Genomic DNA, 23,017 nt, shown 5'->3' with positions numbered 1-23,017 from the left:
GGTCGGATCATCCGCTGCCCTCGGGACATCGACCACCTTCGTCGGATCGATCCTGGCGCTCACCTCGATCACCTTGGATACGAACGCCACCGTCGCCGGACGCGTCCTCGCCCGCAACGGAAACGTCACACTCGACACCAACACCATCATCCGGCCCGGATGCGTCACCCCGCCTGTGACCACGACTCCGCCGGCCACCACCACCCCGGACACGACGACACCGGGCGCCACGACCACCCCCGGTCCGATGACCACACCGGGCGCGACCACGACAACACCTGTGACCACCACCGCACCTCCCGTGGTGATCACGGTCCCGGTCATTCCCGGTGTCCCCTCGATCCCGGATGTACCCCCCGTGATCACCCTGCCCCCGATTCCGGGCATCCCCGGCCTGCCGAACACACCGGGCGTCCCCACCGGACCCAACACACCAGGTGTCCCCACCGGACCGAACACACCGGACGTCCCCACCGGACCGAACACACCGGACGTCCCCACCGGACCGAACACACCGGACGTCCCCACCGGACCGGGTACGCAGATCACCGAGGTTCCTCGTGGAGGTGTGGACACCGGAGACGGATCCACCACCGGTTCGCGCTCGTCCGCCGAGTGGTCGCTTCTGCTGCTATCAATCACAGCGCTCGGCGCAGGCGCCGCTGTGATCACCCGCCGCACACGCGGACACCGGGTCTGACGTGAACACCGCCCGCACCACACCTCGCCCTGCTGCGTCCCGAACCCGGGCCGCAGCGGGGATCGTCGCCGCGGCACTTCTTCTGATGGCAGTGCTGGCCGGGTGCTCGACGCCGTCGTCAGCTGCACCCGCCGACGCCTCCGTCTCGGCGGCACCGCAGCAACGTACGACCACCGGCCCCACCGGTGTCTCGCCCACCGTGCTGGGTGAGTCGACGCCGGTGCACCTGTACGTGCCGTCGATCGGCGTCGAGACAGACCTGATCGGTCTCGGACTGCAGAGCGACGGCACGATGGAGGTGCCGTCCGGCGGTTTCCCGGCCGGGTGGTACATCGGGTCGCCGACGCCCGGAGAGCTGGGGCCGTCGATCCTTGCCGGGCACGTCGACTGGGGCGGAGCACCCGGGGTGTTCGCCGACCTCACAGAGGTCAAGCCGGGAGATGCGGTGATAGTCACCCGAGAGGACGGCACTACCGCCTCGTTCGCCGTCACCGCGGTCGAGCAGTACCCAAAGGATCAGTTCCTGACCGAGTCGGTGTACGGAGACATCGACCATGCGGGCCTGCGGTTGATCACCTGCGGCGGCGACTTCGACACGGACGCCGCCAGTTACGACGACAACATCGTCGTCTACGCCGACCTCACCTAACCCACTCGCCCAGGCGCAAGCGAGGAGGGGCGCCGTTCACGCCGGCTCCGTCCGGCCACGTTCGCGGCACATGCGGTCGCGCCTGAACGGTCCACGCATACGCCGCCGAACAGGTTTTACAGACGTCACTTTGATCGGGAATCGCCCGCAAGCAGTAGAGAAAGAAGCTGATAACCGCGCGGACTATGTTGCTGTTTATCGATCGCACACTTACGCCATGGCAGGGGAGCTCAGGCAACCCCCGCCTCGTTGAGCACCCAGTCGGCGAAGAGTTCGTTCGTGCGGGTGGTGAAGTGCACGCTGCCGGCGAAGACGTAGGTGCGATCTGCGTCTGGGTCGGCCAATCCGGTTTCGTCGCAGTAGTCCTGATCCGGTTCCCGGCAGGCGTCCTCGTTGGCGAAGTGCTGCAACCCGTGCCGAGACCCGTCGGTGAGGAGCGTGTCGATGAAGTCGTCCGTGCGCATCAGTTCGATGGCCGGGTTGTCGTCGAGTTGCGCGTTCAGTCGTGCGTTGTACGCCTCGGTCAACTGCGAGATGTAGGACCGGGCGGCGTCGGTGCGAAACCACGGGGCTGCACTGAGGTCGTAGAGCTCGAAGACCATGAGGTGGCGGGCGCCGTTGTCGACGATGCGGTTCGCCGTGGCTGCAGCGGCGTCGGCTGCTGATTCGACGCGGTCCTTCTCTATTCGCATGGTGGCAGCGTCGACGGCGACGTTGTCTCGTAGTTGTTGACCGAGTGGACTTTTCGTTGTGTCGTAGTGGTAGGCGACGTCGTTGGTTCCGACGAACAGCGTGATCAGTTGATCGTCGCGAAACGAGTCGTTGGCGGAGAGGTACCGATCGACTTGCACCGCGGTCGACCAGGGTGCGCCGTTGGGATCGTCCGACACGGTGGAGTACGCGGCGTCGGCGCGGGCGCCGCCTTGCGCATAGTTCGGTCCACCCGGTCCGGTGAGTGGCGGTACACCGACGTAGATCTGCGACGGGTCGTCGACGTGCACATTCGGTTCGGTCGATTGGCCGAGCCGCTCGGAGACGATCTGCGCCCAGCTTCGTCCGGGGTTGGTGGTGAACCGCATGCCGTAGGTTCCGGCGTCGGTGAGACTGTCACCGAAGAACACCGCGCTGCGCACCGGTGCCGACCCATCACCGGTGGGGGCGACATCTGGTGCGGACGAGCAACTCGCGAGCAGCGCCGTCGAAGAGGCGATCGTCGCGGTGATCAACCGAATCGTTGCCATGCGTGAGTCTCCTGAGCCGGTGAGGTGAGTGAGCCGATCGAGTCGGCGGCGATCGGAGTGGGGGAGACCGCAGGTGGCGGCGGGTCGAGGCAACCCACCGCCACCTGCGGTTATCGTGCGGCTGCGGCGATGTCGGGTGCGACGCGCAATGCGTTGGCCGCGATCGTGAGCGCCGGGTTCAGTGCCGCCGAGGACGGGAAGAAGGACCCGTCGACGACCCAGAGGTTGTCGACGTCGTGGCTGCGGCAGCGGGCGTCGAGCACGCTGCGTGCGGGGTCGGTGCCGGCGACGGCGGTGCCGCACATGTGCGAGTTGGTCTCGATGCCCATGCGCTGGGTCAGCACGATGGGGTAGCCGGCGCGGCGGACGGCTTTGGTGACCCGGGAGACGAGTTCGCGATGTGGTTCGACGTTGTTGGGTCGCCAGCGCACGTTGATCTTGTCGCCGGTGACGGTGACCTGGTTGTCGAGTCGGGGCAGGTCCTCGGTGGTGAGGTAGATGTCGAGGCTGCGGTCGGTCGCCATTTTCAGCGCCCACATCGGGATCATCGGTCGGGCGTTCTTGATCATGGCGGCTTGCAGTTTGCCGAGCATCTGCAGGTTGCCGAGTGGGTATTCGGTGTCGGGCCCGGCGGTGTACCAGTCGTTCATGCCGAGGGTTTTCTGCCAGGCGGTGGTGTTGCGTCGGCGCGGATCGATGCCGATGAAGAAGGTGCTGTTGTGCACCATGTAGTTACGGCCGAGTAGACCCGACGAGTTGCCCAGTCCGTGCGGGTGGTGATCGGTGGCCGAGCGGAGCAGGACCGCGGCGGTGTTGACCGCACCGGCGGACACGACGAACTGGTTCGCCTCGATACGGATGGTGCGCCCGTGCAGCTCCGCCTCTGCGGCGACGACGGTGCGGCCGTCCGCCGAGGTGATCAGACGGGTGATCTTGGCTTCGATGAGCAGCCGCACGTTCTTCGATTCGAGCGCGGGCCGCAGGACGCGGTTCTCGGCTTCGCTCTTGACGTCGGATTCGACCGGGGTGCCGTCGGCGGCGGTCGCGGCGCGGCGTTGCGCCTCGGTGTCGAGGTTCATGCCGTTCGGGGTGTGGAACGGGTGCAGCCCTTGCTTCTTCAGCGAGTCGGCGAAGCGCTCGATGGTGGGTTCGTGGGCGAGCGGGGGGTGGGGGTACGGCGCGGACCGGGGTGGTTCGGTGGGGTCCTCGTCCGGGGTGCCGTGGACCTGGAAGAGGCGCTCGGCTTCGATGTAGAACGGTTCGAGTTCGTCGTAGCCGAACGGCCACGCCGGGGACGTGCCGTCGTGGTGGACGATCTCGTCGAAGTCCTCTTTGCGGAACCGCGGCAGGCTCGCCCCGTAGAACTTGGTGTTCCCGCCGACCCAGTAGTAGGTGCCGGGTTGGAACGGCTTGCCGGTGCGGGCGTCGAACCAGGGTTCTGCCGTCTTGTAGCGCCCGTTGATGTGCATCTCTTCGGGCATGGAGTTCTCGGGTTCGCGGGGGAGGAACTTGCCGCGTTCGACGACGAGGACGTCGAGTCCGGAATCGCGCAGGGCGTGGGCGAGGGTGGATCCGCCCATACCGGAGCCGATGACAGCGACGTCGGCGGTGATGGTGTCGGTGACGGAGGCGTCGACCACGGCGCCGTCGCGCAGGGGGGCGTACTGGTCGATCGGTCGTGCGGTGAGTGTCATGGGTTCGTCTTTCGATGTGGCGTGCCCGGTCGCCGGACGGGCTCGTGCCGTCCGGCGACCGACGCGATCAGAGGTGCTGTTCCTTGGCCCGGTTCTCCCGGTACTCGTCCTGGCGCTCGTCGTCGATGTAGGCGGGGATGGGAAAGTCCCACCAGCCGGGGACCCAGGGGCCGGCGGCGTCGCGGTCGGTGGGGATCTCGATCAGAGCCGGGGCGTTGCTCTCGAACGCCTTGCGGTAGGTCGCTTCGAGGTCGGCGGGGCTGTCGACGCGGAAGGATTCGAGCCCGAACGCGGTGCCGAGAGCTTTGAAGTCGGGGCTGTAGGGGGTGCCGTCGGGACGGTTGAACTCGGTGCCGATGTGCCGACTGGTCTGCTTGCGCTGTCCACCGCGGATCGACATGAACCCGGAGTTGTCCTGGACGACGAACACGACGGGAATGTCGTGGGTGACGCAGATGCCGATTTCTTGGGCGGTCATGAGGAAGTCGCCGTCACCGAGAACGCAGGCGACCTGACGGTCGGGTGCGGCGAGCTTGGCGCCCATGGCGGCGGGCACGGCCCACCCCATGGACGAGAAGCCGCCGGAGGTCAGGTGCGTGCGGGGCTGGTACACGGGGAACGTCTGCTTGACCGCGCCCTGGGTGTTGCCGGAACCGGCGATGACGATGCCGTCGCGGTCCATGACGTTGCGCAGCGCTCCGAGGGGGCGCTGGGAGGTGAAGGGGTAGCGGTCGGAGTCTCGGCGGCCGGCGAGCTTGGTCTCCCACTCGGTTTTGAGCTCGGCGAGTTCGGCGAGGTACTCGCTGCGATCCGGCCGGGCGGACGGCAGGGACGCGACGATGCCGGCGACCGCAGGCTTGGCGTCGGCAACGATCCCGACCTCGGCAGGGTAGTTCTTGCCGATCTCGTGGGGATCGATGTCGATGTGGACGAGCTTGGCCGGGGGGATGGAGAAGGAGACTCCCTGGGCGTAGCTCGACGCCGACCAGTCGGTGAAGCGGCAGCCCACGGAGATGACGACGTCGGCTTTCGAGGCGATGGCGTTGCCGACGATGGTGCCGGTCTGTCCGACGCTGCCGGCGAACAGTTCGTGGTCCTCGGGGAAGGCGCCCTTGCCGTTCCAGGTGGTGACCACGGGGATGGACCAGTTCTCGGCGAGGGCGAGGACGTCGTCGAACGCGTCCGCGGTGATGGCGCCGCCGCCGACGACGATGACCGGTCGACGACTGTCGTTCAGGACCCGCACGGCACTGTCGATCGCGGCGGGATCCGGGTGGGCGACACCGACCGGCAGGCGCCGCTGGAGGTCGTGCAGGGACACCTCGGCTGCTTCGGCCTGCACGTCCATCGGCACCTCGATGTGCGCGGGGCCGGGCCTGCCGGTCAGCATCGCGCTGAACGCGCGGTGCATGATGAACGGCAATTCTTCGACCCGAGTCGCGGTCCAGCTGCGCTTGGACACCGCGTCGGTGACCTGGGGGAAGCCGTTGTCGGTGTGACGGTCGAGTTCTTGGAGCAGGCCGTGGCCGCGCATGTGCGTGGGCGGGCCGCCGGTGATGCACAGCAGGCTGGTGGAGTCGGCGTAGGCGGTGGCCAGACCGAGGACGGTGTTGGCGGCGCCGGCACCGATGGAGGTCACTGCGGCCATGGGCTTGCCGGACACGCGGTAGTAGCCGTCGGCGAGGTGGACGGCGCTCTGCTCATGGAAGACCTGAACGAACGGGATCTCCGATCCCTTTTCGAGGAAGGCGTCGGTGAGGGACCAGATTCCGTGCCCGGGGATGCCGGCGACGTACTCGACTCCGTATTGCTTGAGGACCTGTGCGACGACTTGGCCGCCGGTGAGCTTGGGCATGTGAGTTCTTCCTTCGGTGGTGCGGTTCGGTGCCAGATGGTGCGGTGTCAGTGCGTGCGGGCGGCGTAGGTCAGGCCCTGCTTGGTCAGCCGACGCACGTCCGGGTCGGCGAGATTGCTGGGGTCGTGACCGACGGAGTGGTAGAACACCCGCCCTCGGCCCCACTCGCGTACCCAGGCGACGGGACTGCGGTGTCCGTCGAGCCAGGCCAGGTGCTCGCCCGTGAACGTGGTCTCGGCGAGGACGTGGTTGTTGGGGTTGACGTGCATGTAGTACTGCTCGGAGGCCACCTCGAAGTCCGAGACACCGGCGGTGACGGGGTGGTCGGTGTCGGTGATGCGCACCGTGTAGGGCTGGGGATACGCCTCGCCGGCGGGGTGTTCGATGAAGTCGCCGCCGAGCAGGAAGTGGTACTTCAGGCTCGCCCGGAACGCGGCGGCGGCGCCGTGCCAAGCGGCGATGCCGGTGCCGTTCTCTACGGCGCGCAGCAGGTTGTCCTCTTGGGCGTCGCTGAGGTCTTCGGTGGTCAGCGCGTTGTTCCACCCGAGGATGATGAGGTCGTACCCGGTCAGGTCGCCGTCGAGACGGAAGATGTCCTGGGTTTCCTCGACGTGGTAGTCGAGTTCGGCGAGGAGCTCCCTGGTCCAGTCGGCGATCTGGTACGGGTAGTGGCCGGGCCAGCCGCCGTAGAGATAGAGAACGTTGGTCATCGGTTCGACCTTTCCGTGGGTACTGGCTTCGGATTCCGAAACCGGGGTGGGTGTGCGCTCAGTGCGAGACGGTCCGGCGCTCGACGGGGGCGATTTCCTCGCGGCGCAGGTACTGGGGGGCGGTGCGCATCAGCAGCGGGCCGAACAGGGCGACCAGGACCAGCAGGATGGCGGGGAGGATCGGGACGAAGGCGATGCCGCCGCGGTCGACGATGAGGGTGATCGCCGCGGGGCCGACGAGCATGCCGCCGTAGCCGAGGGCGTTGACCAGGCCGATGTTGCGTCCGGCGTTGGCGGGATCGCGGCGCCCGGCGGCGGAGAGCATGAGGGGGGCCATGCAGGCCAGGCCGAGTCCGAGCATGGCGAACCCGATCAGGGCCACGGTGGCGTTGCCGGCGAGCATGGCGGTGACGGCGCCGGCGGCGCCGAGCAGGCCGCTTCCGGCGACGACGGTGCGCGAGCCGAGCGCTTCGGCGATGCGGTCACCGAAGAGTCGTCCGACGAACTGCGCGCCCGAGTACACCGTGACCGCGGTTGCGGCGAGGCCGGCGGTGGTGCCGACGTGGCGTCGCACGAATTCCTGACCCCAGTCGAGGATCGCGCCCTCGGAGAGTTGGGAGCCCAGGAGCAGGACGCCGAAGCCGACCATGATGACCAGGGTGGCGGTGCCGACGGGAGCGGTCGAGGAGGTCTTCTCGTTCTGCGTCGGGGCGGCGGTGTGTTCGGCCTCGGGGGCGAGGAGTTCGTCCTGCGAGAGCATCCACTGCCCGAATGCCAGCCCCAGCACCGACATCAGGATGCCGGTGGAGACGTAGGCGACGGCGGGGCTGTCGATGAAGTGGTTGGCGAACGCGCTGCCGACCAGGCCGAGAACGAAGCCGCCGGCGGGGTAGGCGGCGTGGAAGGCGGACATGATGGGTCGGCCGTAGTAGCGCTCGACCTGAACGCCGTGGGCGTTGACGGCGGTGTCTCCCGCTCCGCGGAGCAAGCCGATGAGCGCTCCGATGATCATGGCGGCGACGAGGCCGTTGAGGAACGCGAGCGGTATGTAGATGAGCGGGTAGAGCACCAGCGTGAGGGTGGTGGTGGTGCGGGGGCCGTAGCGGTCGATGAAGGGGCCGATGGCGAAGCACCCCACGGTGGCGCCGATGCCGATCGAGAGTGCGAGCAAGCCGAAGTTGCTGTCGCCGTCCGATCCACCCCAGCCCAGGTGTGCTCGCAGCGGGCTGGTCGAGGTCGACCAGATCAGGATCATCGCGCCGAGTTGGAAGAAACCGAAGAAGGTGGCCAGCCGCGCTTTGCGTAGTTTCGTCAGCTGGAATCGGGATGTCGAGTCCGAGAACAGTGCCATGAGATGTTCCTCCGGGAGGACGGGGTGTGGGGGCGCACGGGCGGTGCCCCGGCTGCACCTCATGGGTTGGGCCGTTCGCGTGCCTATGCTGCAGGTCACGTTACGAAGCCCGGGCACGGCGTGATAGCCGCAATGTGTACATCTTCCGGCGAGAACCGACACACCTCGGGAAGTGTTGGTCGGCGTGGTGTGACCGCCCGCGAGGCGTCACCGAGTGCGGGGCGTGGTTGCCCTCGGTGTGTTGTCGAGCAGGTCGAGTCCCTTGACTGCCAGCAGCAATCGTTGCCGGGTGGCGGGTTCGTCCAGGGAGCGGTGCAGGAGCGACGAGATGCGCTCGAGGCGGTTGTAGAGGGTGCGGCGCTGAATGTAGAGCGCGGCCGCGGCGTCGCTCTTGCGTCCGTCGCAGTCGAGGTAGGCCCGCAGGGTGGGCATCAGGGGGTTCGTTACCGAGGCGTCCCAGGCCAGGATCGGGCCCAGCTCGTCGTTGACGTAGTTGGCCAGTTCGGGACCGTCGGCGAGGGAGACGAGGACCCGTTCGACGCCGAGGTCGTCGAACCGGAGCACGGGTCGGTGGGTCAGTGAGCGTGCCACGGCGGCGGCGCTCTGTGCCTGTGTCACGGCCGCGGTGAGGTGCTCGGCCGTCGTCGATCTGCTCAGTCCGGCGCCCCCTGCAGCGGATTTCAGGAGTGTGGCGGCGTCGGAGCCGGTCGTGGCCACGTCGGGAACGACGGCGAGGATGTAGTCGCCGAGGTCGGCCGAGATGAAGGGGACGGAGATTTTGTCGTCGCCCGGGGCGGTGTTGACGACCATCACGGTCAGTGAACCCGAATCGAGTCGGTACCCGATCTCGCGGGCGCGGCGGGCGAAGTCGGTGCCGGTGATGTCGCCGAGCATCAGGCGGGTGATGAGGGTGGTGCTGCGCTGGTCGTCGGTTGCTTCCCTCGTGCGGTCGGTCAGCAGCGAGATGGCGATGGTGGTGGCGGCGCGTTCGACGGCGAAGTGGTCGAGGGCGCCCGCCTCGCGGTCGTCGGACCGCAGGAGGTGCAGCCATCCCCAGGGTTGTCCGCGCATCACCACGGGCCTGCGAAAGCAGTCGTCGTCGCGATGCAGTGATCGGGCGTGCTGGTCCCAGTTGTCGACGGTGTGATTGTCGTCGGCCGTCTTTCCGACGTAGGCGACGACGTGGTGCAGCAGGTTCTCGAGGACGACCGAGGTGCCGGTGTGCCGGGAGAGTTCCCGGACGATGGTGAGGTAGTCGGCTCCGTCGAGCAGCAGCGCCGAGAACGACTCCTCGATGGCCCGTTCGCGGGTCAGCTGGTCCACGCGGGCTTGTGTGAGCAGCTCGTGCACGGCGGCCGAGACCTGAGCGAACGGGACCTCGGTGGCGAGGGCGACGATGGGGAGGTCGAGCGCCGCCGCTTCGGCGACGGCGACCGCGGGAACGGCGTCGAAGGCCCGCCCCGATTCCTCGATGACCAGAGCCGCAGCGCCGGCGTGCGCGACGTCGCGGATGTAGGTGCGCTGCGAGTGCTCCGTCGTTCCCATGCCGAGTCCGGCGGTCAGGAGCAGTTCGCCGCCGGAGAGGAACTGGGCGATGTCGGGCAGTTCGGAGGCGTGCACCCAGCGAACCTCGCGGTCGAGCCGGTCGGGTGCCGACAGCACCCGTGCGCCGGCGCCGTCGAGGGGCGGCAAGGCCAGAACCGAGGCCACGGTGAGCTCCATGAATCGACCCTAGACAGCGTCGCCCGTCCCGTGGGGGAGGGTCACGCGCTGGGTATCACTTTGGACGGGGCGACGGTTTTGACCAGGTTGTGCGGCGCCAGAACCGTCGCGAGACGCTCGGGGGTCATCAGACCTCGTTCGATGACGAGCTCGGTGACCGTTCGGCCTGTGGCCAGGGCGCAGGCTGCGATCTCGCTGGCGGCGCGGTAGCCGATGTACGGGTTCAGGGCGGTCACCACGCCGATCGAGGAGTCGACCATCGAGGCCAGACGGGCGAGGTTGGGTTCGATGCCGTCGATGCAGCGGTCGGCCAGGAGGGAGCACGCTCGGCGCAGGATTTCGATCGAATCGAACAATGCATGAGCGATCACCGGTTCGAAGGCGTTGAGTTGCAGCTGCCCACTCTCGGCGGCCATCGTCACCGTCAGGTCGTTGCCGATGACGCGGTAGGCGACCTGGTTGACCATCTCGGGAATGACGGGGTTGACCTTGCCCGGCATGATCGACGATCCGGCTTGCAGGCTCGGCAGGGTGATTTCTCCGAAACCGGTCCGGGGACCGGAGGACAGCAGGCGCAGGTCGTTGCAGATCTTCGAGATCTTCACCGCTGTTCGCTTGAGGACGCCGGACAATTGGACGAAGACTCCGGCGTCCTGGGTGGCCTCGACGAGATCCTCGGCGGTGACCACCTCGAACCCGGTAATCGACCGCAGGTGCGCACACACGCGTTCGGCGTACCGCGGATGAGCATTGAGCCCGGTCCCGATCGCGGTGCCGCCGAGGTTTATCTCGGAGATCAATCCCGTCGAGTCCTTCAGCCGTGCGATGTCCTCGTTCAGCATCCCGGCCCACGCGCCGAATTCCTGACCCAGCGTCATCGGCACTGCGTCCTGCAGCTGCGTCCGGCCCATTTTGACGATGTCGTTGAAGTCGTCGCTCTTGCGCGCGAGCGAGGATACGAGCGCACTGAGGTCCGCTCGCAGTGCGACGATCGCCGACTGCAGGCCCACTTTGATCGCCGTGGGGTAGACGTCGTTGGTGCTCTGCCCGAGGTTCACGTGGTCGATCGGATGAATGCGGTCGTACTGCCCGCGGCCTGATCCGAGCAGTTCCAACGCGCGGTTGGCCACGACCTCGTTGGCGTTCATGTTCGTCGACGTGCCGGCTCCACCCTGGAGCACGTCGACGACGAAGTGGTCGTGCCACTGTCCTTTGCGAATCTCCTCGCACGCGCGGTCGATGGCGTCGGCGACGTCGGCCGGCAGCAGTCCGAGTTCGCGGTTCGCCCGCGCCGCGGCCTGTTTGACCGAGGCGAGGGCGGCGACGAGGTCGGGGTGCACGGAGATCGGTGTGCCGGTGACGGGGAAATTTTCCACGGCACGGTCGGTGTGAGCGCCGTAGAGGGCGTCGGCCCTGACCTGCCGATCACCGAGCATGTCGTGTTCGACGCGGTAGGTCATCCGATCGACGACCGCGTGGGCAGTTCGGCCCAGTCGAGCGGCGCCCCACCGAACTTCGCGGCCCGCAGGTCTCCGCTGCGGGCGTGCCCTTCGAAGCGCTCAAGGCGGGAGAGGCGGCCGCAGATTTCGCCGATGCGGGCGCTGGCAGCGGGATCGCGGACTTCCTGGTAAGTCAGCGTCTTGAGGAACTTGCCCACCCACAGTCCCCCGGTGTAGCGGGCCGCGCCGAGCGTGGGAAGAACGTGATTGGTCCCGATCACTTTGTCGCCGTACGGGACACAGGTCCCTTCGCCCAGGAAGAGGGCGCCGTAGTTCCGCATGGCGTCGAGCGCATCCCGCGGGGATTCGGTGAGGATCTGCACGTGCTCCGAGGCGAACCGGTCGGCGAGCGTGTAGGCCTCGGCGATGGTGTCGGTGACGTGCACCTCGCCGTGATCGCGCCAGGCCGGCCCGGCGATGGCGTTGGTCTGCAGACCGGGCAGCAGGTCCTCGATGTGGTCGAGCACCGCGCGCCCGAGCGCCTCGGAGGTGGTGATCAGCACGCAGGGGGAATCCGGCCCGTGCTCGGCCTGGCTGAGCAGGTCGACCGCGACGGTGAAGGGGTCGGCGGACTCGTCGGCCACGATCAGCGTTTCGGTGGGCCCGGCGAACAGGTCGATGCCGACTTCCCCGAACAGTTGCCTTTTCGCTTCGGCGACGTACGCGTTGCCGGGGCCGGTGAGAATGTCGACGGCTCCGATGGTTTCGGTTCCGAGCGCGAGGGCTGCGATGGCCTGGACCCCGCCGAGAACGTAGATCTCGTCGGCGCCGGCGAGGTGCATCGCGGCGACGCTCACCGGCGGCGGGGTGCCCTGATTGGGCGGGGTGGTGGCGGCGACGCGCTCGACTCCGGCGACTTTCGCGGTCAGTACCGTCATGTGGGCGGACGCGGTCAACGGGTACCGTCCCCCCGGCACGTAGGCGCCGGACGCGTTCACCGGCACGTTGCGCTGTCCGAGATACACACCGGGGAGGGTCTCGACCTCGAAGTCCTGGAGCGACTCGCGTTGGTGGCGGGCGAAATTCCCGATCTGCTTCTGCGCGAATCGGAGGTCGTCGAGCACCGTCTCGGGCACAGAGGACACGATCGCGGACACCTCGTCGTTCGAGAGGCGGAACTGCTCGGGCGACCACTTGTCGAACGCTTCGGAGTACCGACGCACCGCGGCATCGCCGGAGCTGCGGATGTCGGCGATGACGGCGGCCACCGTGTCCACGACGGCAGGGTCGCTGGTGCGGACGTGCTGCGTCCCGCCGGCAGCCTTGAGAACGAACGACATGACACTCTCCTCGAATCGTGGAACTCACCGAACCCGGTCTTGCGATGTGAGTTCCGACGACTGGGTCGGCCCCTTCACCGGGCGTGATCCCACGATCTCGCGTCGGCCAGTCCAGGCACAGATCCAAGAGGGGAACTCGGGGACCGGAAGAGGACACAAAGTGTGTACCGATCGAGTGGTGAGCCGTTCAATCCCGCATGCGGTAGACCACCGGACCGCCGTTTCGGCTCGACCGGCCGTCGACGATGACTGATGCCCGCTCCCACGGTCGGTCACGGTCGAGGAAAGCCCGCTCGGCCGACGCCCACGCCGCAACGAATGCAGGGTCCTCCGGCTGCCCGTCGCTTCCGCCGCGGGAGGCGACCCGTTGCGTCGAGGTCGGTTCATCCAGGTCGATCCACACGGAGCCGTCGAGAACGTCGGCGAATGCGAGTCGGCTCGATCCCACTCCTGCGATCAGAATCAGGCCCGCTTTGTTCGGAACGGTGATCGCGCCGGGCCTGCCATGCCTCTCCCACGCCGGCGGTCGGAACGTCACCGGGGTGCCCCGCTGGCGGATCGGGTCGAGCAGTCCGCTCCGTGCGATGGCTGCCCAATCGAAGAAGGATTCGTTCCAGGCAATGTCGTCGGTTTCCACGACGGAGACCGTTGCGGGGCCGCTGTTCGCCAGTCTCCTCGCCAGTGTCGATTTACCGGAACCGCTTCGGCCGTCGATGGCTACGACGGTCGGTTCTCCGCTCCCACGGCGCCGCAGCCGCTGCAGGGCACTCACCAGTGTCGACAGCGGATCAACCCTCCAGGGTTCGGCCGACGACGTGATCGCAGTGTGCATGATCGCTCCCCGGGGTTCTCGAGATGTGCATTGCGGGGTGCTGTCCGAACTCGCAGGATCGGACGTTTGCTCGCGACGAAAGGCTGCACCCATCCGATGACCGATTACCTGCCGACCCGACGGCCGACTCGCGTCGCCGCGGGCCTACTTGCGCTGGCCTTGGGCACCTTCGCCCTGGGTACGAGCGAGTTCGTCGTGATGGGGATGGTGTCGGTGCTGTCCGCATCCCTCGAGGTGAGCGTATCGGCGACCGGTGCGGTGGTGACGGCGTACGCGGTGGGGGTCGCCGTCGGAGCACCGTTGATGATTCTGGCGCTCAACCGAGTACAGCGGCAGCGGGCTCTGCTGATTCTGCTGGGGATATTCGTCGTCTCTCACGTGGCCGCAGCATGCGCTCCGACCTTCGAGTGGCTGGTTGTGCTGCGGTTCGTCGGTGGCCTGCCCCATGGCGCGTTCTTCGGATTGGCGGCCGTGGTGGCCACGTCCCTGGTGCCACCGTCTGCTCAGGGACGAGCCATTGCCGTGGTGATCGCCGGGTTGACGGTGGCGAACGTCGTGGGCGTGCCGGCTGCGACGGCCTTGGCGCAGCATGCCGGTTGGCGCGCCTCGTTCGGCGTCGTCGCCGCGCTGGGCGCTCTTGCGCTCGTCACAGTGGCTACGAGCGTGCCCGCCGACCTCGAGGTGCCGCTCCCGTCGATTCGTGACGAGTTCGGCGGGTTGTTCAATCGTCACAGCCTGCTGACCATTGCGACAGTCGCGGTGGGCTTTTCGGGCTTGTTCGCCGTATACGCCTACATCGACCCGCTGATGACGCAACACTTCGGGCTCGACGAGGCGCACCTGCCCTGGGTTCTTGCGGTCGTCGGAATCGGGTTCACGGTCGGAACGCTCATCGGAGGGTGGGCGACCGATCGCAGTGTCCGGTGGGCGCTGATCTGTGGACTCCTGGTCTTCGCGATAGCGCTGGCAGTGTTACCTCTGGTCGGGAGCGTCGCCGCCGCGGTAGCTCTACTTTTCGTCATCGGCGGGGCGTCGTTCGCGGCGGAGCCGCCGATTCAGAAGCGACTGATCGATCAGGCTCCGGACGCACCGACGGTGGCCTCGGCGACCAATCAGTCCGCGTTCAATGTGGCCAACGCTATCGGCGCCGCCGTCGGTGGCGTGATCATCGCCTCGGGTTCGAGCCCAGTGGTTCTCGGGCCCATCGGCGCAGCATTCGTCGTGGTCGGCCTCGTTCTTGCCATATTGTCGCTGGCCAGCGACCGCAACTCGCGCGACCGGAACGGTCTAGCTGCCCGATGAGGATGCCGCGTCACCCCGAGGCGCCGAATGGTCGACGCGCCCTCTCCCACGCCCGAATCGGGGCCCTCGAACGGTGGTCGTATGTCAGGGGACGGACGCGTCGATTCACGGTGCCCGCTCGGGTCGAACCAGAGCGCGTACCTCACCGAAACCGTCGAGAGCGCGCATCGGGTCCGCTCCCGGCGGCAGAACCAGAACGATGCTGTCCGCTCCCGCCGAGTGCAGCGCGTCGATGCGGCCGGCGACCGCGGTCCGATCCCCGACGAGGGCCAGACAATCGATCCACTCGTCGGGGAGTGCCGTGACGAACTCGGCGTCCGAGGCGCACCGACCTCGGAGATCTGCGACGTCGTCCGCGAACGGGAGGCCGGTCAGGTGAGCTCGGGAGCCGGGCCGTGCGATGTTCTTCAGGCCTGGTCGAACAGCGTTCCTCGCCGCGCTGACATCTGCGTCGACAGATGCGAAGTTGTATGCCACGACATGGTGTTCGTCGTTGCCGGTGTCCCGCGTGGCGGAGCGAATGTAGTGCTCGGTCGCAGGTTCGGCGAGAACGATGCCGTCCGCACATTCGCCGGCCAGCGCCAGCGATTTCGGCCCTCGTACGCCCGCGAGTACCAACGGCGGACGCGTCAACGGGTTCTCAAGGACCACGTCGGTCAGGTCGACATACCTACCGCGCGTGGTGACTGCGGTCTTGCTACCGAGGATCTCTCGGACGGCAGTCAGGTGTTCGCGCAGGAGTGCCAGCGGGCTCGACGGCCAGGTTCCCGCTTGCTCCATCCAGACCTGCATTCCATGCCCGAGCCCGAGGACGAATCGACCGGGATGCAGTTCTTCGAGGAACGAGGACTCCAGAGCAGTGGCCACCGGGTTACGGAGCGACGCCGGGGCGATTCCGATGCCCACCGTGATCGTGGCGGTGCGCGCCAGGGCTGCGGCCGCTTGCGTGAATCCCCCGCGGTAGAAGCAATCCTCGACGACCCACACCTGATCGAGCCCCACCGCTTCGGCCTTCTCGACGAACGGTGACCACAGCTCGATCGGAATGTCCCGGGGAAGCACGACGCCAACGGTCGGTCCGTGATCGCGCGACGCAGTACCTGCGTCCCCGCGCTCGATCGAGCTCATCTGGTTCTCCGTCCAGTCGTCGGATGCGACCGCCGCCGGTTCCAAGAGCATCGGTCCTCGAACCGCGACCACGCGTCGCGAACGATCATATTTGATGATCGAACAATCGTCACTTACGATCATATACCGGTATTTCTGCAGGCTCGATCGGAACGGGACCATCTTGACCACTCTCACCACGCTGATCATGATCAACGTGACCAGCATGTACATGCTCTTCGCGCTCGGAGCCGTCATAGCGACGCGATGCACCGCCCGTCCGCCGGACAGCGTCGATCACCGGCAGCAGTCGTAGGATCATCGTTCTGTGCGATACACGACCACTGCGGCACGCCAACAGGAGATGGTGTCCTATCTCCAGAGGCACGGTCGGACCGCCGTGGCGACCCTGGCGAACGAATTCGACGTCTCCGAGATCACCGTCCGTCGCGACCTGGCTGCGATGTCGAACCGAGGTCTGATCAAGCGAACCCACGGCGGCGCCGTGGGACTCGCGAGCCGAGGGGCGGAACTGCCGCTGGCCGCTCGCCGGCATCGAAACCAGCACGTCAAATCGATGATCGCGGCGGCAGCACTCGAACACGTTCTCGACGGCCACACGATCGCCCTCGACGGGGGAACGACGACGGGCGCTATTGCCGAACAGATGACGGGTCGGACCATCACCGTCATGCCGATGTCCGTACCCCTGATCGCGCCACTGTGCGTCGACGACGGCCCGACCGTGATCCTGCCCGGTGGCCTGGTGCGGCGATCCGAGGGCACACTCGTCGGACCACTTGCACTGGCGTCGTTGTCCCGCCTGCGCTTCGACGTCGGGATTCTCGGCACGTGCGCGGTCGACAGGGACGGCACCGTCCTCGCTCACGACCTCGACGACGCCGAAATCAAGCGGGCCATCGTGACGCTGTCGGATCGGGTGATTCTCGTCGGCGAGAGCTGGAAGTTCATGCGACGGGCGGCGGCCCCCGTGTGCGACCTCTCAGACATCGATGTGATCGTGACCGACGATCAGCTGACCGTGGAGTCTTCCGAGCTCATAGCGAATGGAGCACCCGACGCGCAGGTCATCCGGGTGCGGACCGAGGATACGGCCGACCCCGACGATCGGTAGCGCGGCTTGCATTCCTCGACAGACAGGTCAACGCGGCCACCCAGCATCGACACCCGTCAACGCGGACGTCGAGCGAGCGCCCGCCGCCCGAACTTCTTGTGCGCGGTGACACCGCACCGCAACGACAGACCCTGGCAACCCAGCAGCTCGACCAGCGGACTATGACCAATCAAAGATTTACTGCCGATAATTGAGATTATGACATACTCGCTGATCAGGCAGCATCTAGCCGCTGCGGCTCGCCGGATAGGTTGCCTGCGTCCGCGCGGTTAGCCACGCCTTGTTCGCCGCCCGGCGGACTTAGACGCCGCCACTTTCGCATGCCCTACTGGCTTCACCGGGAACTTGGCCGCAGCCTTCGATGCCAGCCTTTTTGCCGGAGCCTTTCGGGCTGTAGGTGCAGTCTTCGCCGGACCTGGCGCCGACACCAGTTCGCCGAGGGCCGGGCCGAAACGTTGCCTAGCCGCCTCGCCTGTTGTACCCAGAGCACCACCGATCGCGCGCCAGGCGACCTTAGCGCCGCGCGCGTTTGCTACCCACACCTCAACGTTCTTGCGTGCGTTCGCTTCTGTGACAACGGCCTTGCGGAGTCCGTCGAGCGGATCGGTCACGGTCGTACTGGTCGGCTCGAACGACGACTCGAACATTGCAGCAAGCTCGTCAGCGTGGCCGAGGATGTCTTCGGTACTACGTCGTGCCATGTGCGTCACCTCTCTGGTTATCGCAGGTACTTCGGTCGGGCAGGTCGAAAGGCGTGGATGATGAGCATCCGGTCATCGGTACTGAATACGTAGCCGACCTCGATGAGCACCGCATCGGTGGTGGGACCCACGACCATCGTGAACCCCTCATCGCCGACGTGCGTGATCATCACGTTTCGAACCGCATGCAGGATGTCGTCGTCACCCTCACCATGCTTGTAGGCACTGGGGGCGATGATCGGCAGCTGTTGCACGTTCACAAGTTACCTTGCTAAATCCTTGATGACAAGTAACCTTGCTACTAGCACGCCTTCCTCGGACTGCGGGCAGAGCGCCGTGCGAGTCGGCCAACGGCCAAGGAATCACCCCGCCTGGTCCGATCCCACACGCCCCGCGGTTAGAGTCCTGAAGAAGCGACTGGGGCGCCGCACAATAATGCCCTGTTCAGGACCATCTATGTAGAGCGTGAGGAAGAGGATGTCGAGACTGACGGATCTGCTGCGCGCCGTGAAGCAGATAGATCCTCAGCTTGGGTCAGACCTCGAGATCGAGGTCCAGCCACTCCAATCCCGACTACCGTTTGGACTCAACTTCGAACGGCACGCCCCTGAAGCCGTCGAGCTACCGGGCCACAAGGTCCGACGTGGCAGCAAGGTGCGGATCCTCCCACCGAGGGGTGCGGTCGAGCGAGGAGACCAGCGCCTGTGGCGCGTGGACAGCCTCACCGGAGACTCCGCCGTCGTCTCGCTCATGGAGTCTTCACGCGATGAAACGGTCACCGTTCTCCTGGAGGACCTCATCCTCGTCGCGGAGTTTCGCGAAAGGATCTACCCAGGTCTACGCGCAGACGGATCGGTAGAACGAGGCCACGACAAACCGTTCCACACGGTCATCAGCGGAGAAAATTTTCATGTGTTGGAACAGTTGTCCTTCACGCACGAGAATGCCATTGACGCTATATACATCGATCCGCCTTACAACACAGGCGCACGCGACTGGAAATACAACAATGACTATGTGGAGGGCGACGACCTCTACCGCCATTCTAAGTGGCTAGCATTCATGGAGCGACGGCTCCAAGTAGCTAAGCGGCTACTCAACCCGAACAGTTCTGTACTGATCGTAACCATAGACGAAAAGGAATATCTGCGGCTCGGCCTGCTACTGGAGCAAACATTCCCGCATGCACGAGTACAGATGGTAAGCGTAGTGATAAACCCGAACGGCGTGGCCCGTTCAGCCGAGCTAGCACGCGTGGAGGAGTACATCTACTTCTGCTTTCTCGGGGATGCTGCACCTGCCGCTTCGCTGGATTCGCTGCTAGATCAAGGAACGCGTCAGCGATCCACGGTTCGGTGGGAGTGGCTGATGCGTGGGGGCTCCAATTCTCGTCGCATCGACCGGCCGAATCTGTTCTACCCAATCTTCATCGACGAAGCCGGACAAGCAATCGCGGAGGTTGGCGAACCCATCCCTGTCACTGCCGATCCGCAGGACACCCCTGATAGGCCGGGCCTCCTCACACTGTGGCCGGAGCGCAGCAACGGCGAGCAGGCGAACTGGCGCACTTCACCCGAGTATTTGCGGGAGCTACTGGAGGCCGGCTACGCGCGCCTCGGAGAGAAAGACCGACGCACGGGGCGATGGTCCATTCTCTACCTGGGCAAAGCTCAGATAGCACGAATCGCCTCCGGTGAGATCAACGTGGTGGGTACAAACGCGCGAGGCTACGTCGAGCTCGAATCCGACCCGACTCAAGTCCGAAGGACCGTTAAGACGGTATGGAACCGGCCTCAACACTCAGCTGGAGAACACGGTTCTCGGATGCTGCGGAGCATGCTTCCTCAACGTAGCTTCCCGTTCCCGAAGAGCTTGTATGCCGTAGAGGACGCACTCAGAGTCGCCGTCGGCAACAAGCGTGACGCGACTGTCCTGGACTATTTCGCCGGGTCAGGAACGACCGCTCACGCCTTGATGCGACTGAATAAGCAAGACGGCGGCCACCGACGAGCGATTCTCGTCACCAACAACGAGGTGTCGGTGGACGAGCAGCGTGGATTGCGCGCAAAGGCCTTACGACCCGGCGATCCGGATTGGGAACAATGGGGCATCTGCGATTTCATAACCAAGCCGCGCATTCGAGCAGCAATTACTGGCGCCACCCCCGATTTCATACCAATCCAGGGTGATTACAGATTCACCGACATATTCCCCATGTCCGACGGATTCGAGGAGAACGCAGCGTTCTTCACGCTGACGTACGAGTCCCCCTGGCGGGTGAGTACGGATCGAGCGTTCGCCGCCATCGCACCGATGTTGTGGCTGCGCGCTGGAGCAGAAGGTCGCCGGATCGACGCGCTGGCCGACGGCTGGGATGTGGCAGACACCTACGCAATCATCCGGGACCTCGACCAGTCGAGTGACTTCATCGATGCGGTCCGATCCGCCGAGCGTGTCCGTCTCGCCTACATAGTCACCGACGACGACGGTCGCTACCAGCAGATTGCCAACGACCTCCCCGGCCTGGAGACGGTACGACTCTACGAGGATTACCTCCGCAACTGCGAGAGCACCGGGGACTTCTGATGCGCTTCACTCTGAAGGACTATCAAGCCGATGCTGTCGGGGACACCCTGCGCGAGCTCGCGTCGGCACATGACTTCTACCGAAGCGCGAGCAAACGCGTGTCCTCCGTCGCGCTGACCGCTACCACCGGCGCCGGGAAGACAGTCATGGCCGCTGCCGTTATCGAAGCACTGTTCTGGGGTAGCGATGATTTCGAGGTCGTTCCCGATCCGACAGCTGCGGTGCTGTGGTTCAGCGATGACCCGTCGCTCAATCAGCAAACTCGTTACCGTCTCGAGCAGGCGTCAGACCGACTACGCACTCGCTTGGTGACGGTCGAACATCCGTTCCGATACGCACGGCTCCAACCCGGCAAGGTCTACTTCCTCAACACCTCGAAGCTTTCTCGGAACAGCTTGCTCGTGCGGGGGCAGGAGGGCATCGACACCCTGCCCGGCCTGGATTCACATCCGGACCTTGTCCCGTACACGATCTGGGACACACTGCGGAATACCATCAACGACCCGAACATCACGCTTTACATGGTGTTGGACGAAGCTCACCGCGGGATGGGGCGCCGCGCGACCTCCGATACGCCCACAATCGTGAAGCGTCTCATCAACGGTCAGAGTGGTGTGCCACCGATGCCGATCGTGTGGGGGATCTCCGCCACCGTAAAGCGTTTCGAAGAGGCCATGCACGCTGCGGACGTGCACGACAACCGAGTTCACCTTGGAACAGTTGTCGTAGATCCTGTACGGATCCAGGACTCGGGTCTTTTGAAGGACGACATCGTCCTCGATTTCCCCTCGGAGACCGGAGACTTCGACACCGTGCTCCTGCGGCGTGGTGTGCGGAAGGTGAAGGCTATGTCGGCGGCGTGGTCGAGCTATGCCCTGGCGCAGCGCGATGACGCTGAAGTGAAACCGCTGCTTGTTCTACAGGTGCCCAACAAGCCATCCCCGTCTGAGGTCGCGTCGGCGATCGACGTCATCCGAGACGAATGGCCGGAACTCGTCGGCGAGTCCTTCGCCCATGTCTTCGGTGAGCACACCGCCCAGACGTTCGGGCGCTACAGCGTCGCCTACATCTCGCCTGAGCGAGTGCAGGACGCCGACCATGTCCGTGTTCTTCTCGCGAAGGATGCCATCAGCACCGGGTGGGATTGTCCCCGCGCGGAAGTCATGGTGTCTTTCCGCCCGGCGAAAGACGAGACGCACATCACGCAGCTGCTGGGACGGATGATTCGGACGCCGCTCGCGCGCCGCGTGGAGGGAGATGACCTCCTCAACAGCGTCGAGTGCATCCTCCCTCGCTTCAACAAGGCAACTGCCAGTCTGGTGCTCGAGAAGATCATGGGCAGCGACGTGCTCGACGGAGATGGTGACGTCGGGCCGAGGGTCTTGATCGACCCGCAACTCATGTCGGCGAACCTTTCGGTGCCGGCCGAGGTGTGGGAGTTATTCGGTGACCTTCCGACCGAGACACTGCCACGTAAGCATTCGAATCCGATCAAGCGACTGACCTCTCTTGCTCAAGCGCTATCGACAGACAAGCTGGTCCCCGATGCCGGCCACATCGCCCATGACCGGTTGCACGGGGTGCTAGACGGCCTTGGCGCCCAGTATCGGAGGGAACTGGCTGCCGCGAAGGCCGACGTGCTCACGGTGAAGGGTGGGACCGTCCATGGACACCGCGGCATGCGGAGCGACGGGTCCTGGACTGAGGAAGCCGATGACCGCGCCATTCAGGAGGCTTACCGGCACGGCGCTCGTATCATCACACCGGACCTCGCGCGCACGTACGTGGATCACCTGGCCGACGACTCCGACGACGAGGACGTACTACGGGACTCACACGTACAAGTTGCGAGCCTGGCGAAGCTGCCGCAAACCAGGTCTGCGCTCGACAGTGCTGCCGATGCACTGTCCGCGGAATGGTTGACCCAGCACCGGGTCGCCGTCAAGGCGTTGAGGGAGGCGCGCCAGAGCCTCTACGCCGAGATCACGGCGATGAGCACGGACCCCCAGCTCACCTCGATGATTCTGCCGAAGAACAGACACGAAGAGACCAAACACATGGTCGGCGACCTGGTGCAGAACTTCGAGGTGCGTCCTCTTCATCTCCTCGCAGATGACACTGGGTTGTTCCCGATCGGCAAACTCAACCCCGAGGAGATCAAGGTCCTCGACTCCGAGTTCGCGAACGGAGACCTCCTGGCGTGGTACCGCAATCCCACGGCGGGACGTGACTCCATGAGCATCTCCTACCAGGACAGGCACGGTGACTGGCGTACGTTGCGGCCGGATTTCCTCTTCTTCATCGACACCGCCAGCGGGGTCAAGGCAAACATCGTCGACCCACACGGCGCATGGTTACCGGACGCACTCCCCAAACTCCGAGGGATGGCCCGATTCGCTGAGGTACACGGCGAGCGCTTCCACCGCATCGAGTCCATTTCCCGGATCGACGGCCAACTACGGGTCCTCGATTTCCATCAGGCTGATGTGAAGGCTGCGGTCCTACAGGCTCCTGATGCCGAACACGCTTACCGGCAGGCATCGGTGGCGTACTGATGCCACATTCACCCTCGTCAGGCTCGTAGTGCCGTGGGCACCACGAGGCCGAGACACCAACAAGTATCCGCGCAGCCGTGGTGCTATGCACGTCGGCG

At 65.6% G+C, this 23,017-nt stretch carries 18 protein-coding genes; 7 read left to right on the top strand and 11 right to left on the bottom strand.

Annotated features, from left to right (window positions below; genetic code table 11):
* The first annotated feature begins 358 nt into the window (after window positions 1–358).
* Together BR07_RS27725 and BR07_RS0121795 are read left to right on the top strand one after the other, a co-directional pair.
* Window positions 359–700 carry a hypothetical protein gene (locus BR07_RS27725; protein WP_231476478.1) on the top strand — a complete coding sequence of 114 codons (342 nt, stop codon included), beginning with the start codon at window positions 359–361 and terminating at the stop codon, window positions 698–700.
* A 1-nt stretch (window position 701) separates the two neighbouring features.
* Window positions 702–1,349 carry a class F sortase gene (locus tag BR07_RS0121795; protein ID WP_027507207.1) on the top strand — a complete coding sequence of 216 codons (648 nt, stop codon included), beginning with the start codon at window positions 702–704 and terminating at the stop codon, window positions 1,347–1,349.
* A gap of 230 nt (window positions 1,350–1,579) precedes the next feature.
* Here BR07_RS0121795 and BR07_RS27490 read toward each other — a convergent pair whose 3' ends face one another.
* From BR07_RS27490 to BR07_RS26000, 9 genes are all read right to left on the bottom strand, one after another.
* Complete coding sequence (locus BR07_RS27490) at window positions 1,580–2,590, bottom strand: SGNH/GDSL hydrolase family protein (protein ID WP_027507206.1); 1,011 nt, start codon at window positions 2,588–2,590, stop codon at window positions 1,580–1,582.
* A 110-nt stretch (window positions 2,591–2,700) separates the two neighbouring features.
* On the bottom strand, window positions 2,701–4,284 hold the full coding sequence (locus tag BR07_RS0121785) for a GMC oxidoreductase (protein ID WP_027507205.1): 1,584 nt from the start codon (window positions 4,282–4,284) through the stop codon (window positions 2,701–2,703).
* A gap of 67 nt (window positions 4,285–4,351) precedes the next feature.
* Window positions 4,352–6,139: a thiamine pyrophosphate-binding protein gene (locus BR07_RS0121780; RefSeq protein ID WP_027507204.1), complete on the bottom strand. Its 1,788-nt coding sequence runs from the start codon at window positions 6,137–6,139 to the stop codon at window positions 4,352–4,354.
* A 47-nt stretch (window positions 6,140–6,186) separates the two neighbouring features.
* Window positions 6,187–6,849, bottom strand: a complete 663-nt coding sequence (locus BR07_RS0121775; protein WP_027507203.1) for a ThuA domain-containing protein — start codon at window positions 6,847–6,849, stop codon at window positions 6,187–6,189.
* Window positions 6,850–6,907: 58 nt separating this feature from the next.
* Complete coding sequence (locus BR07_RS26005) at window positions 6,908–8,200, bottom strand: MFS transporter (RefSeq protein ID WP_051613699.1); 1,293 nt, start codon at window positions 8,198–8,200, stop codon at window positions 6,908–6,910.
* A gap of 207 nt (window positions 8,201–8,407) precedes the next feature.
* Window positions 8,408–9,922: a PucR family transcriptional regulator gene (locus BR07_RS0121765; RefSeq protein ID WP_027507202.1), complete on the bottom strand. Its 1,515-nt coding sequence runs from the start codon at window positions 9,920–9,922 to the stop codon at window positions 8,408–8,410.
* A 41-nt stretch (window positions 9,923–9,963) separates the two neighbouring features.
* Window positions 9,964–11,382: an aspartate ammonia-lyase gene (locus BR07_RS0121760; RefSeq protein ID WP_027507201.1), complete on the bottom strand. Its 1,419-nt coding sequence runs from the start codon at window positions 11,380–11,382 to the stop codon at window positions 9,964–9,966.
* Window positions 11,379–12,701: a histidinol dehydrogenase gene (gene hisD, locus BR07_RS0121755; protein WP_027507200.1), complete on the bottom strand. Its 1,323-nt coding sequence runs from the start codon at window positions 12,699–12,701 to the stop codon at window positions 11,379–11,381. The genes BR07_RS0121760 and hisD overlap by 4 nt, the downstream gene beginning before the upstream one ends.
* Before the next feature lie 187 nt (window positions 12,702–12,888).
* Complete coding sequence (locus BR07_RS26000; RefSeq protein ID WP_051613698.1) at window positions 12,889–13,533, bottom strand: hypothetical protein; 645 nt, start codon at window positions 13,531–13,533, stop codon at window positions 12,889–12,891.
* A gap of 96 nt (window positions 13,534–13,629) precedes the next feature.
* Here BR07_RS26000 and BR07_RS25995 point away from each other — a divergent pair, with 96 nt between their 5' ends.
* A complete protein-coding gene (locus tag BR07_RS25995) occupies window positions 13,630–14,835 on the top strand; it encodes an MFS transporter (protein ID WP_051613697.1) in 1,206 nt (401 codons plus the stop codon).
* Between the two features lie 105 nt (window positions 14,836–14,940).
* On the opposite strand, the gene BR07_RS25990 is transcribed toward BR07_RS25995, so the two are convergent.
* Entirely contained in the window at window positions 14,941–15,897 is a 957-nt protein-coding gene (locus BR07_RS25990) for an LLM class flavin-dependent oxidoreductase (RefSeq protein ID WP_037187357.1), read from the bottom strand.
* 229 nt (window positions 15,898–16,126) lie between these two features.
* Here BR07_RS25990 and BR07_RS27830 point away from each other — a divergent pair, with 229 nt between their 5' ends.
* Together BR07_RS27830 and BR07_RS25985 are read left to right on the top strand one after the other, a co-directional pair.
* Window positions 16,127–16,258 (top strand): hypothetical protein, encoded by a 132-nt coding sequence (locus tag BR07_RS27830; protein WP_269320112.1) that lies wholly within the window; start codon window positions 16,127–16,129, stop codon window positions 16,256–16,258.
* A gap of 12 nt (window positions 16,259–16,270) precedes the next feature.
* Window positions 16,271–17,077: a DeoR/GlpR family DNA-binding transcription regulator gene (locus BR07_RS25985; protein ID WP_051613696.1), complete on the top strand. Its 807-nt coding sequence runs from the start codon at window positions 16,271–16,273 to the stop codon at window positions 17,075–17,077.
* A gap of 718 nt (window positions 17,078–17,795) precedes the next feature.
* Here the strand turns inward: BR07_RS25985 and BR07_RS0121725 are convergent.
* On the bottom strand, window positions 17,796–18,032 hold the full coding sequence (locus tag BR07_RS0121725) for a hypothetical protein (protein ID WP_027507198.1): 237 nt from the start codon (window positions 18,030–18,032) through the stop codon (window positions 17,796–17,798).
* A 223-nt stretch (window positions 18,033–18,255) separates the two neighbouring features.
* Here BR07_RS0121725 and BR07_RS0121720 point away from each other — a divergent pair, with 223 nt between their 5' ends.
* Window positions 18,256–20,364, top strand: coding sequence for a site-specific DNA-methyltransferase (locus BR07_RS0121720; RefSeq protein WP_027507197.1), 2,109 nt, complete (start codon window positions 18,256–18,258; stop codon window positions 20,362–20,364).
* The gene (locus BR07_RS0121715) at window positions 20,364–22,919 is read left to right on the top strand and encodes a DEAD/DEAH box helicase (protein WP_027507196.1); all 2,556 of its coding nucleotides are present in this window, start codon (window positions 20,364–20,366) and stop codon (window positions 22,917–22,919) included. The genes BR07_RS0121720 and BR07_RS0121715 overlap by 1 nt, the downstream gene beginning before the upstream one ends.
* Window positions 22,920–23,017 lie beyond the last annotated feature (98 nt).

This window comes from Rhodococcus sp. UNC23MFCrub1.1, from assembly GCF_000686025.1.
In the GTDB taxonomy this organism is placed as follows: Bacteria; Actinomycetota; Actinomycetes; order Mycobacteriales; family Mycobacteriaceae; genus Rhodococcoides.
Note: the sequence above shows the minus strand (reverse complement) of the source record. Positions and strands in the feature narration are given on the sequence as shown.

What these genes read in the sequence shown, in the direction of transcription:
- BR07_RS27490 (WP_027507206.1), bottom strand. Translation starts at nt 2,590, where the DNA reads ATGGCAACGATTCGGTTGATCACCGCGACGATCGCCTCTTCGACGGCG.
- BR07_RS0121785 (WP_027507205.1), bottom strand. Translation starts at nt 4,284, where the DNA reads ATGACACTCACCGCACGACCGATCGACCAGTACGCCCCCCTGCGCGAC.
- hisD (WP_027507200.1), bottom strand. Translation starts at nt 12,701, where the DNA reads ATGTCGTTCGTTCTCAAGGCTGCCGGCGGGACGCAGCACGTCCGCACC.
- BR07_RS0121720 (WP_027507197.1), top strand. Translation starts at nt 18,256, where the DNA reads ATGTCGAGACTGACGGATCTGCTGCGCGCCGTGAAGCAGATAGATCCT.
- BR07_RS0121715 (WP_027507196.1), top strand. Translation starts at nt 20,364, where the DNA reads ATGCGCTTCACTCTGAAGGACTATCAAGCCGATGCTGTCGGGGACACC.
- BR07_RS26005 (WP_051613699.1), bottom strand. Translation starts at nt 8,200, where the DNA reads ATGGCACTGTTCTCGGACTCGACATCCCGATTCCAGCTGACGAAACTA.
- BR07_RS0121775 (WP_027507203.1), bottom strand. Translation starts at nt 6,849, where the DNA reads ATGACCAACGTTCTCTATCTCTACGGCGGCTGGCCCGGCCACTACCCG.
- BR07_RS0121780 (WP_027507204.1), bottom strand. Translation starts at nt 6,139, where the DNA reads ATGCCCAAGCTCACCGGCGGCCAAGTCGTCGCACAGGTCCTCAAGCAA.
- BR07_RS0121765 (WP_027507202.1), bottom strand. Translation starts at nt 9,922, where the DNA reads ATGGAGCTCACCGTGGCCTCGGTTCTGGCCTTGCCGCCCCTCGACGGC.
- BR07_RS25995 (WP_051613697.1), top strand. Translation starts at nt 13,630, where the DNA reads ATGACCGATTACCTGCCGACCCGACGGCCGACTCGCGTCGCCGCGGGC.
- BR07_RS0121760 (WP_027507201.1), bottom strand. Translation starts at nt 11,382, where the DNA reads ATGACCTACCGCGTCGAACACGACATGCTCGGTGATCGGCAGGTCAGG.
- BR07_RS26000 (WP_051613698.1), bottom strand. Translation starts at nt 13,533, where the DNA reads ATGCACACTGCGATCACGTCGTCGGCCGAACCCTGGAGGGTTGATCCG.